Origin of the sequence: Aquabacterium sp. (assembly GCF_030652515.1) — a bacterium.
Taxonomy (GTDB): domain Bacteria; phylum Pseudomonadota; class Gammaproteobacteria; order Burkholderiales; family Burkholderiaceae_C; genus Aquabacterium.
Map to the genome: position 1 here is coordinate 1 of NZ_JAUSAR010000082.1, position 13,426 is coordinate 13,426.

At 63.3% G+C, this 13,426-nt stretch carries 12 protein-coding genes and 1 pseudogene; 10 read left to right on the forward strand and 3 right to left on the reverse strand.

The window, feature by feature from the left end; genetic code table 11:
* The 3 genes and pseudogenes from sucA to xseA form a co-directional block, all read right to left on the reverse strand.
* Nucleotides 1-320 (reverse strand): annotated as a pseudogene (gene sucA, locus Q7V20_RS10640) (2-oxoglutarate dehydrogenase E1 component); the annotation flags it as partial.
* A 302-nt stretch (nucleotides 321-622) separates the two neighbouring features.
* Nucleotides 623-1,204, reverse strand: coding sequence for a superoxide dismutase [Fe] (gene sodB, locus Q7V20_RS10645; protein ID WP_304790390.1), 582 nt, complete (start codon nucleotides 1,202-1,204; stop codon nucleotides 623-625).
* Nucleotides 1,205-1,293: 89 nt separating this feature from the next.
* Nucleotides 1,294-2,610 (reverse strand): exodeoxyribonuclease VII large subunit, encoded by a 1,317-nt coding sequence (gene xseA / locus Q7V20_RS10650; RefSeq protein ID WP_304790393.1) that lies wholly within the window; start codon nucleotides 2,608-2,610, stop codon nucleotides 1,294-1,296.
* 365 nt (nucleotides 2,611-2,975) lie between these two features.
* Here xseA and Q7V20_RS10655 point away from each other — a divergent pair, with 365 nt between their 5' ends.
* From Q7V20_RS10655 to Q7V20_RS10700, 10 genes are all read left to right on the forward strand, one after another.
* Complete coding sequence (locus tag Q7V20_RS10655) at nucleotides 2,976-3,614, forward strand: MotA/TolQ/ExbB proton channel family protein (RefSeq protein WP_304790396.1); 639 nt, start codon at nucleotides 2,976-2,978, stop codon at nucleotides 3,612-3,614.
* Nucleotides 3,615-3,629: 15 nt separating this feature from the next.
* Nucleotides 3,630-4,064 (forward strand): biopolymer transporter ExbD, encoded by a 435-nt coding sequence (locus tag Q7V20_RS10660; RefSeq protein WP_304790626.1) that lies wholly within the window; start codon nucleotides 3,630-3,632, stop codon nucleotides 4,062-4,064.
* A gap of 28 nt (nucleotides 4,065-4,092) precedes the next feature.
* The gene (lpxK, locus tag Q7V20_RS10665; protein WP_304790399.1) at nucleotides 4,093-5,157 is read left to right on the forward strand and encodes a tetraacyldisaccharide 4'-kinase; all 1,065 of its coding nucleotides are present in this window, start codon (nucleotides 4,093-4,095) and stop codon (nucleotides 5,155-5,157) included.
* A gap of 25 nt (nucleotides 5,158-5,182) precedes the next feature.
* Complete coding sequence (locus Q7V20_RS10670) at nucleotides 5,183-5,422, forward strand: Trm112 family protein (RefSeq protein ID WP_304790402.1); 240 nt, start codon at nucleotides 5,183-5,185, stop codon at nucleotides 5,420-5,422.
* Between the two features lies 1 nt (nucleotide 5,423).
* Nucleotides 5,424-6,185, forward strand: coding sequence for a 3-deoxy-manno-octulosonate cytidylyltransferase (kdsB, locus tag Q7V20_RS10675; RefSeq protein ID WP_304790405.1), 762 nt, complete (start codon nucleotides 5,424-5,426; stop codon nucleotides 6,183-6,185).
* A gap of 93 nt (nucleotides 6,186-6,278) precedes the next feature.
* Nucleotides 6,279-6,935, forward strand: coding sequence for an adenylate kinase (gene adk, locus Q7V20_RS10680; RefSeq protein WP_304790408.1), 657 nt, complete (start codon nucleotides 6,279-6,281; stop codon nucleotides 6,933-6,935).
* A gap of 117 nt (nucleotides 6,936-7,052) precedes the next feature.
* The gene (dnaG, locus tag Q7V20_RS10685; RefSeq protein WP_304790412.1) at nucleotides 7,053-9,140 is read left to right on the forward strand and encodes a DNA primase; all 2,088 of its coding nucleotides are present in this window, start codon (nucleotides 7,053-7,055) and stop codon (nucleotides 9,138-9,140) included.
* Nucleotides 9,141-9,225: 85 nt separating this feature from the next.
* Nucleotides 9,226-11,481, forward strand: a complete 2,256-nt coding sequence (gene rpoD / locus Q7V20_RS10690) for an RNA polymerase sigma factor RpoD (protein ID WP_304790415.1) — start codon at nucleotides 9,226-9,228, stop codon at nucleotides 11,479-11,481.
* Between the two features lie 96 nt (nucleotides 11,482-11,577).
* Entirely contained in the window at nucleotides 11,578-12,402 is an 825-nt protein-coding gene (locus Q7V20_RS10695) for a lipase family protein (RefSeq protein ID WP_304790418.1), read from the forward strand.
* A 62-nt stretch (nucleotides 12,403-12,464) separates the two neighbouring features.
* Complete coding sequence (locus Q7V20_RS10700; RefSeq protein WP_256450048.1) at nucleotides 12,465-13,403, forward strand: adenylate/guanylate cyclase domain-containing protein; 939 nt, start codon at nucleotides 12,465-12,467, stop codon at nucleotides 13,401-13,403.
* The last annotated feature ends 23 nt before the right edge of the window (nucleotides 13,404-13,426 follow it).

The window sequence follows — 13,426 nt, forward strand, 5'->3', positions numbered from 1 at the left end:
CGGGAGCCGAGGAAACGATAGGCAGCAATCAACGATTGCACATGGACTTGCTTGCGGGCGACGGCCAGATCAGCACTGCTGGTCTTGACCATGAAGGCGTTGGCCTTGGCGCGCTGGGCAAACGATTCGACGACAGGCGCGTGGGCCACATCTCGGTGATCGGTGCCGTCCGTGGCGGGGACGTTGGACAAGGCGTCGAAGTACGACCGCCAGTTGTCGGGCACGGAGCCCGGGTTGTCGAGATAGGCCTCGTACAACTCTTCCACGTACGGGGCGTTTCCCCCGAACAGGTACGAGTTCGACCTGAACTGCTGCATCATTTCGCTGACCTCACTCCCAGGTTTGCTGGGTTATGGCTGGTTGAAAACCTTCCGCGACACGGCTTGACCGGTTGGCGGATTGCGACCCGCCTTGCTGACTTCTGAATCCAGAAAGGCGACGGGAAGGGCCTGATAAAAACCGAGGACGAATGTACCACTGCTCAAGCCGCTCAGCAGCGATTGGTACAAAAGCTTCAAATACCAAAGACGACAAAAGGGTATTGAAATCGTTTCATCAAAAACAGCTCAATAAAAAAGCCGGGCAATGCCCGGCTTGATGAGACTCACACCGCCGAAGCGATTCAAGCAAAGTTCTGCGCCGCGAAATCCCAGTTGACCAACGAGGTCAGGAAGGTTTCAACGAACTTGGGGCGCGCATTGCGGTAGTCGATGTAGTAAGCATGCTCCCACACGTCGATGGTCAGCAGGGCCTTGTCGGCGGTCGTCAGCGGGGTGCCGGCAGCGCCCGTGTTGACGATGTCGACCGTGCCATCAGCCTTCTTGACCAGCCAGGTCCAGCCCGAACCGAAGTTGCCCACGGCCGACTTGGTGAAAGCTTCTTTGAAAGCGGCGTAGCTGCCGAACTTGGCGTTGATGGCATCAGCCAGGGCGCCTGTGGGCTCGCCACCACCGGCGGGCTTCATGCAGCTCCAGAAGAAGGTGTGGTTCCAGATCTGGGCCGAGTTGTTGTAGACGCCGCCACTGGACTTCTTGACGATCTCTTCCAGCGACAGGTTCTCGAACTCGGTGCCGGGGATCAGGTTGTTCAGGTTGGTGACGTAAGCCTGGTGGTGCTTGCCGTAGTGGTACTCAAAAGTTTCCTTCGACAAATGAGGGGCCAATGCGTCTTGGGCGTAAGGCAGGGGGGGAAGCGTGTGAGCCATGGTGCTTGATCCTCTTCGAGTTGAAACGTGAACGATTTCCGGTGATTGTAGGCAAGTGCTCCGTGCAATCGCGCTGAGGCCTGCAAAACTCAGTCGGCAGCTGTGGCTTCTCCGCCAGCCGAAAGTTGCATGCCGATCGCGCGCTCGGACACCTCGACCTGCAAGCGCCCATCGGCCAGAACCACGTCCAAGGTGGATCCTATCGCGGCCTGCGACGCCTTGGTGACGGTGTGTCCCTGCGCATCGCTGAGCCAGGCGTAACCACGCTCCAGCACACGCTGGGGATCAAGGGCATGCAATCGGTTCTGCAGCGCATCGGCGCGCTGATGCGCCAGTGATTTTTGCTGAGCCACCGCCCGAACCAGGCGCGACTGCCAGATCGGCAAAGCCTGCGCGGCCAGCCCCACGCGACGCTGGCTGGCGCCGAGCATTCGGTGCTCCAGCAAGGCCAGGTCGTGCCGCTGACGGCTCAAGGCTTGGGCTGGACGAGCCAATCGCATCGCCGCCTGATCCAGGCGTTGCGACAGGTTGTCCACGCGCTGCCACACGCGCTGTCCCATGGCGCCAGCGATGGCGGCCAACTCACCCAAGGCCTGCACCTGCGCTTTCGCCACCAGCTCGGCGGCGGCCGTGGGGGTGGGCGCCCGCAAGTCGGCAGCAAAGTCAGACAGTGTCACATCGGTCTCGTGCCCCACGCCGCTGATGACGGGGATGGGACATTGCGCGATGGCCCGCACCACCCGCTCGTCGTTAAAAGCCCACAAATCTTCCAGGGAACCACCGCCTCGACACACGATGACGGTGTCGAAGAGGGTGCCGGCATGGTGGCTCAGCACCACCTGGGCCAAGGCCGAGACGATCTGCGCCGGGGCTTCAGCACCTTGCACGGAGCACGGGGCGACCACGATCTCGACATGGGGCGAGCGCCGCTGCAAGGTCGTCAGCACGTCTCGCAATGCCGCCGCTGCCAGGGAGGTGACCACCGCCACCCGGCGCGGAAAATGCCCGATGTCGCGCTTGCGGGCTGGGTCGAACAGGCCCTCGGCCTCCAGCTTGGCTTTCAGGCGCAGGAACTTTTCGTACAGCGCCCCGGCGCCAGCGCGCTGCATGCCCTCCACCACCATCTGCAGCTCGCCACGCGCTTCGTACACCGACAGGTTGCCGCGCACCTCCACCAGCATGCCCTCGCCGGGCGTGAAATCGACTTGCGACAAGGCCCGGCGGAAGATGGCGCAGCGCAAGCTGGCCCCACCGTTTTCATCTTTCAGCGTGAAGTAGCCGTGCCCGCTGGCCGCCCTGGTGAAGCCACTGATCTCGCCCCGCACCACACACTGGGCGAAGCGCGCGGCCAGGCTGTCGCTGATGGCATTGATGAGGGCCGACACGCCCCAGACGCGGGCCGTCATGGATAACCCCAGGAGGACGCGGCGGATTCAAACGCTTCAGGTGCGCCGCATCGCCAGCAGGCAAGGGCATCGGGAAGTCCACAACCGCGCAGATCAAGGCCGGGAAGGCCTAAACCACTGTCACAGAGCCTTAACAATGTCATAAGCTTATGATTCACAAAGACTTTTACCTGCTTAAAAATGTAGCAATCTGTAGAGGGCCGTGAATTTTCGCGGTTTGGCGGGCCGACAAGGTGGCTTACCCACAAAGTTATCCACAGCTTTGGTGGATGACTGCCTGGTCGGAAACGAGATGCAAGCGCTTGCCGGAAAGCGCAAATTTCAGCGCCATAATCTGCGGCTTAGCGTGACCTTTGGAGTCTTCGTTGCTGTCGATCTTACAAGCTGCTGGCTGGCCAATCTGGCCCCTCGTGCTGTGCTCTATCGTGGCCCTGGCCCTGATCATTGAACGGTTTTTGAGCCTGCGCGCCTCTCGTGTGGCACCCGCGCGGTTGGTCGATGAGGTCATGGCCGTGACGCGCGCCAGCCTGCCCACCGTGGACACGGTCAACAAACTGGCCGAAAACTCCTCGCTGGGGCTGGTGCTGGCCCAAGGGCTGCGCACGGCCATGGCCGAACCCCGCATCACCGACGCCAATTTGCGGGCCTCGTTCGAGACCGCTGGTCGCCAGGCCGTGCACGACATGGAGCGCAACCTCAGCGCCCTGGGCACCATCGCCAGTGCCGCCCCTTTGCTGGGATTGCTGGGCACCGTGGTGGGCATGATCGAGATCTTCGGGGTGTCAGGCGCGTCATCGGGCACGGCGGGCGCCAACCCCCTGGAGCTGGCGCATGGCATCTCGGTGGCCCTGTACAACACGGCTTTTGGCCTGATCGTGGCCATCCCTTCACTGGCGTTTTACCGACACTTCCGGGCCCGGGTCGATTCCTACACCCTGGATCTGGAACAAGCCGCCGAACGCATGGTGCCGCACATCCTGCGCCTGACCTCGGGCCGCCGCTGAGCACGCGCCATGGCGATGAACTTCCGCACGCGGCACCGCGAAGACCCCGAGATCAACCTCATCCCGTTCATTGACGTGCTGCTGGTGGTCCTGATCTTCGTGATGCTGACCACCACGTACGCCAAGTTCACCGAACTCAAGATCAACCTGCCCGTGGCCAACGCGCAGTCCACCAAGCCCAGGCCCAAGGAGTTGGTCGTGGTCGTCACCGCCGATGGCCGCTACTCGGTGGACAACCGCCAGGTGGAAGGTCGCAGCGTGGAGTTGCTGGCGGCCGCACTGACCGCCGGTACCGGCGCCAACCGGGACACGGTGATCGTGCTGACCGCCGATGCCTCGGCCACGCACCAAAGCGTGATCAACGTGATGGACGCCGCGCGCCGCGCTGGCTTGTCGCAGTTGACCTTCGCCACCCAAGGGCAAATGGGCGCGGCTGCGGCCCAGCCCTGATCCGCACTCACACGACCACATCCTGTTGATGGCTTCCATCACGCAGCGAGTCGTTCGCAGTTGGTCGTCGCGCGGCGCCTTGCCGGTCTTGCTGTGGCCGGTGTCTGCGCTGATGTGGCTGCTGGTCACCTTGCGAAGACAAGCCTATCGACTGGGCGTGATGAAGTCCGAATCCCCAGGCCTGCCGGTGCTCGTCGTGGGCAACCGGATCGTCGGTGGTGCGGGCAAAACCCCGGCCACGATCGCCATCGTCCAACACCTGCAGCGGCAAGGCTGGCATCCGGGCGTGCTGACGCGGGGCTACAAGCAGGCGGCAGACGCCCAACCCTTCACACTCATTGGCCAATCATCGGCCAACCAGTTGAGCGCAACGGATGTGGGTGACGAACCGCTGCTGATCTGGCGGCGCACCCAGGTGCCGGTGATGGTCGGGCGCGACCGCGTCGCTGGTGGCCAGGCCTTGCGTCAAGCCTGCCCTGAGCTCGACATCCTGGTCTGCGATGACGGCCTGCAGCATTTGCGCCTGGCCCGCCAGATCGAGGTGGTGGTGTTTGACGAACGTGGCGCAGGCAATGGCTGGCTGCTGCCCGCGGGCCCCTTGCGCGAGCCCATCGCCCCAATGGCCCCCGCCTCACTCGTGGCCCCGCCCATTGTTTTGTACAACGCTGAAAAACCCACCACCCCCTTGAAGGGCCACCTGGCGCAGCGCGCCATGGCACCCATGCAGCTGCTTAGCCAGTGGTGGTCAGGCCAGGCCGGCGATGCCAGCCAGCAGCCGCCCCGTGACGGCGCCTGGGCCGTGGCCGGCATTGCCCACCCACCCAAGTTCTTCGACCAACTGGCCGCCTTGGGCTTCAACACGCACCCCGTGGCCTGCGACGACCACGATCCCTATACCACCCTGCCCTGGCCTGATGGCATTGCCCATGTCATCGTGACCGAGAAAGACGCCGTCAAAATCAGGCCTGAACGGGTGCGCCAGGAGCGCCCAGCCACGCAAGTGTGGGTGGCCGCACTAGACTTCAGGCCTGAGCCCAGCTTCTGGCAAGCGATCGATTCGGCGCTGGCACGGCTGCCCCGCCATCACCTTTAACCGCTTTAACGGAAAACTCAACCCGATGGACACTCGACTCATCGAACTGCTGGTCTGCCCCCTGTGCAAAGGCCCGCTGCACCGCAAGCCACAAGGCCAAGCCTTGATCTGCGCGGCCGACCGCTTGGCCTACCCCATCCGCGACGGCATCCCCGTCATGCTGGAAAGCGAAGCGCAAACGGTGGAAGACAACGACGACCCCATCCCCAATGCCGCCTTGCTGACTGGCAAGCCCGGCGCTGCGCACGACGCTGGAGCCGCCTGACATGGGCTTTTCGGTGTTGATCCCGGCACGCCTGGCGTCCAGCCGCCTGCCCAACAAACCGCTGGCCGACATCGCGGGCCTGCCGATGATTGTCCGCGTGGCGCAACGTGCCGCCCAGAGCAGTGCCAGCCAGGTTGTGGTGGCCACGGATTCGCCCGAAGTGGCCGCAGCATGCGAGGCCCATGGCGTGCGCGTGGTGCTCACCCGGGCCGACCATCCCACTGGCAGCGACCGCCTGGCCGAAGCCTGCGTCCTGCTGGGGCTGGACGGCGACGATGCCGTCGTCAATGTGCAGGGTGATGAGCCTTTGATCGACCCGGCGCTGATCAACGCCTGCGCGGACCAGTTGGACCAGCGCCCCGATTGCGTGGTGAGCACCGCCGCCCACGCCATCGACGATGCCAGCCAATTTGGCAACCCCAATGTGGTCAAGGTGGTCACCGACGCCTTGGGACGGGCCCTGTATTTTTCGCGCGCGCCAATCCCCTGGTGGCGAGATGCGCCCACCCCCGGCCACCCCGCGAACGGCGTCGGCGCCCCATTGCGACACATCGGCATCTATGGTTACCGCGCCGGCTTTTTGCGCCGCTATCCGCAATTGCCACCCAGCCCGCTGGAGGCGGTCGAATCGCTGGAACAATTGCGCGTGCTTTGGCATGGCGAACGCATCGCAGTCCATGTCGCTCTGCAGCCCCCCGGTCCTGGGGTCGACACGCCGGAAGACCTGGCCCGTGTTCGCGCCCTCTTCGAGGGTAGAACTTGAGGGTTGAATGAACGCCGCGTGCTATCCTGCGCGGCTTGCAAGAGCTGTTTGGCGCCAGCCGTCAAACAGCGTCATCGGATACCGAGGAGAACCATGAGACTCATCCTGTTGGGTGCGCCTGGCGCCGGCAAAGGCACTCAGGCCACGTTCTTGTGCCAAAAGTACGGCATCCCGCAAATTTCGACGGGCGACATGTTGCGCGCCGCCGTCAAGGCGGGCACCGACATGGGCCTGGCCGCCAAGAAGGTCATGGATGCTGGCGGCCTGGTGGGTGATGACATCATCATCGGCTTGGTCAAGGAACGCATCGCCCAGCCAGATTGCGCCAAGGGTTTCCTGTTCGACGGCTTCCCGCGCACCATCCCGCAAGCCGACGCCATGAAGGCGGCCGCCGTGAACCTGGACATCGTCCTGGAAATCGACGTGCCCGACTCGTCCATCATCGACCGCATGAGCGGCCGCCGTGTGCACCCTGCGTCGGGCCGCACCTACCACGTCAAGTTCAACCCGCCCAAGGTCGAAGGCAAGGACGACGCCACCGGCGAAGACCTGATCCAGCGTGACGACGACAAGGAAGAAACCGTGCGCAAGCGCCTGGAGGTCTACCACCAGCAAACGCGTCCGCTGGTGGACTACTATTCACAGTGGGCCGCCACGGGTGACCAGTCGGCACCGCGCTACGCCAAGATCAGCGGCGTGGGCACGGTCGATGAAATCACCGCCCGCGCACTGCAAGCCCTGGGGGCCTGAGCCAGAACCCGTCACAGCCCTTACCGGCTTGGCCCACGGCCCCCTCGCTGTCACAGCGTCGGGGCCGTTGTGTTTTTCGATGCCTTTCTTGACCCTTGAGACCGAAGTTTTCAGCTTGTGATCCCACCGTCATTCATCCAAGACCTGCTGGCGCGCACCGACATCGTCGAGGTGGTGGGCCGCTATGTCACCTTGAAAAAGGCCGGGATCAACTTCAAGGGCTTGTGCCCTTTCCATGGCGAGAAATCGCCCAGCTTCATCGTCAGCCCCAGCCGCCAGACTTACCACTGCTTTGGCTGCGGCGTGCATGGCAATGCCGTCGGTTTCCTGATGGAGAACACTGGCCTGGGCTTTGTCGAAGCCGTGAAGGACCTGGCCCAGATCCAGGGCATGCCCGTGCCCGATGACGACAGCAAGCCCGAAGACCGTGAAAAGGCCAAGGCCCAGAAGGAAAAGCAGACCTCGCTGACCGACGTGATGGCCAAGGCCACCCAGCACTGGCGCCAGCAACTGAAAAGCACGCCCAGGGCCGTGGCCTACCTCAAGGCACGCGGCCTGACCGGCGAGATCGCCGCCCGCTTCGGCATGGGCTACGCGCCCGACAACTGGCGCGGCCTGGCCAGCGTCTACCCCAAGTACGACGACCCTTTGCTGGTCGAAGCCGGCCTGGTCATCACGCCCGATGACGGCGAAACGCGGGCCGATGGCGAGGCCAAACGCTATGACCGTTTTCGCGACCGGATCATGTTTCCGATCCGCAACCCACAAGGCGAGGTCATCGGCTTTGGCGGCCGCGTGCTGGACAAGGGCGAGCCCAAGTACCTGAACTCGCCCGAGACCCCAGTCTTCATCAAGGGCCGTGAGCTCTATGGCTTGTACGAGGGCCGCAGCGCCTTGCGCACCAAGGGCTACGCCCTGGTCACCGAGGGCTACATGGACGTGGTAGCCCTGGCGCAATGGGGCTTTGGCAACGCCGTGGCCACGCTGGGCACCGCCTGCTCAGCCGAGCACGTGCAAAAGCTGTTCCGCTTCACCGAACAAGTCGTGTTCAGCTTTGACGGCGATGGCGCCGGACGCCGCGCTGCTGGCCGTGCGCTGGAAGCTGCCCTGCCCTTTGCCAGCGACACCCGCCGCATCAGCTTCCTGTTCCTGCCCGCCGAGCACGACCCCGACTCCTACATCCGCGAGTTTGGCCCGGAGGCTTTTGAGGCCTGCGTGCAGCAGGCCGTGCCCTTGTCGCGCCAATTGCTGGAACACGCCAAGGGCGACTGCAACCTGGACACCGCCGAAGGCCGCGCCCGTTTGCTGGCCCAGGCCCTGCCCCTGATCGGCCAGTTGCCCGACGGCGCCCTGCGCGGACAGATCGCCGACGAACTGGCGGCCATGGCCCGCACCGCCCCCGAGGAAGTGCGCCGCCGCCTCACGACCCAGGCCGAGCCCAAATCAAAAGGCGCCCCAGGCGGCCAGCGCGCCCGCGGCGACGACCAGGGCCAGCCTTGGGACGACGGTGGCTACGCCTCGGTCTCTCATGGTGACGAAAGCAGCTATGGCAGTGGCCAGGACGAGCAATTTGGCGGTTACGGGAACCATGGCGATGGTGGGCAGCAGCCCCGACGCGGTGGCGGCAAGCGCGAGTGGAAAAAACCGTGGGATGGCAACAGCCGCTGGCAGCGCAAAGGCAGCCCGGTGTTCGACCGCCGCCCTTTGCCGCAGGCCGCCCGCCCGCTGGACCGCATCGTCTGGCTGATGGTTGCCCGCAGTGATTTCTGGGAGCAGGTGCCCGCCACCGCACACGACATCCTGTGCGAACAGCCTGCTGTGTATGGCCATTTCTTCCGTTGGTTGGACCGGCTGGTGCACGACCAGGGCGCCCTGGCCTCCCAGGAGTTGATCGACCGCATGCGCCACGCCACCCTTGGCGACGACGACACCCACCGTGAATCGGCCGAGTCCGACCCCGGTTTTTCGGCCCTGGCCGAACGCATCACCAATTTCCATGATGTTCTGACCGGTCAGGAGTCTCTGAACGACCTGCTGGGCCTGATCAAGCCCCTGGAGCTTCAGGCCCTGAACGATGAGTTGGAATTGCTCACCCAATCCGGTGAACTCTCCGACGCAGCGGAGGCTCGAAAAATGGAGTTGATCCGCCAATCCCTGGCGCTCAAGCTTGAAATCAGCCGAATGCGCCCCACTTCTGCGCCCTAGCCGCGTGACTATTTTTGACGCAACCCTCTCCATGAAGGATAATGGAGGGTTCGACAAGCCCCCAGCCCATCTTTCGAGGATCCGCATGACCGCGAAGAAGACCGCGAAAACAGAGACGACAGCAGAAACCGCGAAAGCTGCTCCTGCGTCGCAGGCCTTAGAGACGACCGACAAGAAGGTCGCCAAGACACGCGTGCCCAAAACCGAAGCAGCCGAGGGTGTCGCCGCGAGCGAGCCCAAGAAGCGCGGCCGCAAGCCCAAAGCCGCCGCTGAAGCCGCGCCCGCAGCCGCCAAGAAGGATCCCAAGAAGGCGGCCTTTGAAGAAGAAGACATCGGTGACATCGAAGCCGAACTCGAAGGTGAGCCTGAGGCCGTAGAAGCTGAAGTCGCTGACGGCGTCTCCGACGACAAGCCCAAGGCCAAGCCCTTGCGCATGAAGGTTTCGCGCGCCAAAGAGCGCGCATTGATGCGCGAATTCGGCATCGACGAAACCGCCTTGTCCGAAGAAGAAGTCGCCAAGCGCCGCCAGGAACTCAAGACCCTGATCAAGATGGGCAAGACCCGTGGTTTCCTGACCCATCAGGAAATCAACGACCACTTGCCCGAAAAGCTGATCGAGGCCGAAATCCTCGAGGCCATCATTTCCATGTTGAACGACATGGGCGTGGCGGTCTACGAGCAGGCGCCTGACGCCGCCACGCTGTTGCTGGCCAGCGCCACCACCAGCACCGCGACCGAAGAAGAAGCCGAGGAAGAAGCCGAAGCCGCTTTGTCCACGGTCGATTCCGAATTCGGCCGCACGACCGACCCCGTCCGCATGTACATGCGCGAAATGGGCACGGTCGAGCTGCTGACGCGCGAAGGCGAAATCGAAATCGCCAAGCGCATCGAAGGCGGTCTGCAAGCCATGATGCTGGCCATCTCGGCCTCGCCCACCACCATCGCCGAGATCCTGTCGTTGTCCGACAAGATCCGCAGCGGCGAGATGAAAATCTCCGAAGTGGTCGATGGTTTCGTGTCCGTGGGCGAAGCCGATGACTACGTCGCCGAAGAAGACTTTGACGAGTTCGACGAAGAAGACGACGACGATGGCAACGGCGGCTCCAAGGCCCTGACCAAGAAGCTCGAAGAGCTGAAGAACCAGGCCCTGGAACGCTTCGACACACTGCGCAGCAACTTCGAGAAGATGGCCAAGGCCTTCGAGAAGGATGGCTACAAGTCTTCGCCTTACAACAAGGCGCAAGACGGCATCAGCCAGGGCTTGATGACCATCCGCTTCACGGTCAAGACCATTGAGCGCCTGTGCGACGTGCTGCGCTCGCAGGTCGATGACGTGCGCCGCTACGAGCGCGAACTGCGCAAGATCGTGGTGGACAAGTGCGGCCTGCCGCAAGAGCACTTCATCAAGTCCTTCCCGCCCAACATCCTGAACCTGAAGTGGGCTGAAAAGGAAATCGCGACCGGCAAGCCTTACGCCGCGATCATGCAGCGCAACCTGCCTGCCATCCAGGAGTTGCAGCAAAAGCTGATCGACCTGCAAGGCAAAGCCGTGGTGCCGATTGATGATCTGAAAACGATCAACAAGCGCATGAACGAGGGCGAAAAGGCCTCGCGCGATGCCAAGAAGGAAATGATCGAGGCCAACCTGCGCCTGGTCATCTCGATCGCCAAGAAGTACACCAACCGTGGCTTGCAGTTCCTGGACCTGATCCAGGAAGGCAACATCGGCTTGATGAAGGCGGTGGACAAGTTCGAATACCGCCGTGGCTACAAGTTCTCGACCTACGCGACGTGGTGGATCCGTCAGGCCATCACGCGCTCGATCGCCGACCAGGCCCGCACCATCCGCATCCCGGTTCACATGATCGAAACGATCAACAAGATGAACCGCATCTCGCGCCAGCATTTGCAAGAGTTCGGTTTCGAGCCCGATGCGCCCACGCTGGCCGCCAAGATGGAAATGCCGGAGGACAAGGTCCGCAAGATCATGAAGATCGCCAAAGAGCCGATCTCCATGGAAACGCCGATCGGGGACGACGACGACAGCCACCTGGGCGACTTCATCGAGGACACCAACAACACGGCGCCCATCGAAGCGGCCATGCAGGCCGGTTTGCGCGACGTGGTCAAGGACATCCTCGACAGCCTGACACCGCGCGAAGCCAAGGTGCTGCGCATGCGTTTCGGCATCGAGATGAGCACGGACCACACGCTGGAAGAAGTCGGCAAGCAGTTCGACGTCACCCGCGAGCGCATCCGCCAGATCGAAGCCAAGGCCATCCGCAAGCTCAAACACCCGAGCCGTTCGGACAAGCTGCGCACTTACCTCGACAATCTCTGATCGGCTTTAGTTTCAAGCCAACCCAGTGACAGAATGCCCGGCACCGTCCGGGCATTTTTCATGGTGCCCCAGCATTCAAGAAAAAGACATCGACTGATGACCACCTGGCAAGATGTGCTGCGCCCCGGCGACGCCACCGATTTTTTCACCCGCGTGGCCTTGCCCACCTTCGATCCCACGACCAGCGCCTATGTCGAAGGCAACGCCCTGTGGCTGTTGGAGCTGAGCCGCCTGGTCTACCGCCACGACATCGAGGAAAGCAATCCGCCGCCGCAGCCAAGCCGGCGCAGTTTCCTGGACAAGGTCGGCCTGCAGCAGCGGCGTTTTTTCCTGTGTTCGGAAACGGACACCCAGGCCATGCTGGTGACCTCGGGCTCGCCGCCCAGGTTCGCGGTCTTGGCATTCCGAGGCACGGACACACCGCGCGACCGCCTCACCGACATCACCTTGGGCCTGCAGTTCTTGAGGCGCCGGCAACCCGGTCTGCACCGGGGTTTTCGGTGGGCGCTCGATTCCATCTGGCCGCAGGTCGAGGCCGAACTGGCCACCTTGAACTGCCCTGTTTTTTTCACCGGCCACAGCCTGGGTGGCGCCCTGGCCACCTTGGCCGCCGCCCGGCACGCGCCCTTGGCGGTCTACAACTTCGGGGCCCCCCGCGTGGGCAATTCGGCGTTCGCACGATCGCTGCGGCACCTGCCCATCCACCGTGTGGTGGATGACATCGACGTGGTGACCATGATCCCGCCTGCTTTCATGGGGTTCAGGCACGTGGGCCGGGAAATTCGGCTCAAGGCCCCTGGTCGCACCGGTGTACTCGTCAATCCGTTGGCTTGGCGCACCAACCCACCGGCCCTGCTGGCGGATCACGCGCCAGTCAACTACATTGATCGGATGCCGAGCGCAAGGCATGCCACCGAATAGGCCTCAAAAACCGTGTGATTTTTCACACCACTGCCTGAGCACCTGAGCCAACATACCGAGCTATGGGAACCACCAAGGAATGTGCCGTCATGTTCGCCGACCTGCGCGGCAGCACGGCCTTGTATTTGCGCCTTGGCAACAAGGAAGCGGCCACGGTGGTCACACACAGCCTGGCCATGCTCGGGCAGATCGTGGCCAAGGGTGGCGGGCGCGTGGTCAAGACCCTGGGCGATGGCCTGATGGCCGTGTTTGACGACGCCGAGCGCTCGGTTGAAGCCGCCGCCAGCGCCCAGGATTCGCTCGAACGCCTGGCCCCGCTGCCCAGAGACGGCCTGCCCAGCAAGGCCACCGCCCTGAAGATGAAAGTGGCCCTGGCCTGGGGCGAGATCGTGGAAGTGGACAGCGACTGCTTTGGCGATGCCGTCAACGTGGCCGCCCGCCTGATCGACCTGGCCGGTGACAACGAAACCCTGGCCACCGGCCCCCTGATCCGCGAATTGCCCTCCGACCAGCAGGAGCGCTTTCGCAGCATCGACCGCCTGCACCTGCGCGGCCGCAAAGAGCCCGTGCCCGTGCTGCGCATGGAAAGCCGCAAGTTTGGCGACACCGAATCGACCATGATGATGGGCGCCGAAAGCACCGACATGCCCGACGGCGTGCGCCTGACCTGGCTGGGCACCGAGCGTATTTTCTCGACCGCCAGCATGCCTTTGACCCTGGGCCGCAGCCCGCAGGCCTCCTTTTGCGTCAGCGACGCGCGTGTGTCGCGCTCGCACGTGCGCATCGAATCGCACAGCGGCCACATCTACCTGAGCGACCTCAGCTACAACGGCACGCACGTCAAGTTCGACCACGACGACCAGATCCTGACCCTGCGCCGCGGCACCTGCACCTTGCACGGCAGCGGTGTGATCTGCATGGGTTCGCCACCCACGGACGCCACCGCGACCCAAATTCATTTCGAAGTGTTGAGCTTTTCTGACACTTTGCCTCAGTGCTGACGCTTAGACACATCTGGGCACGC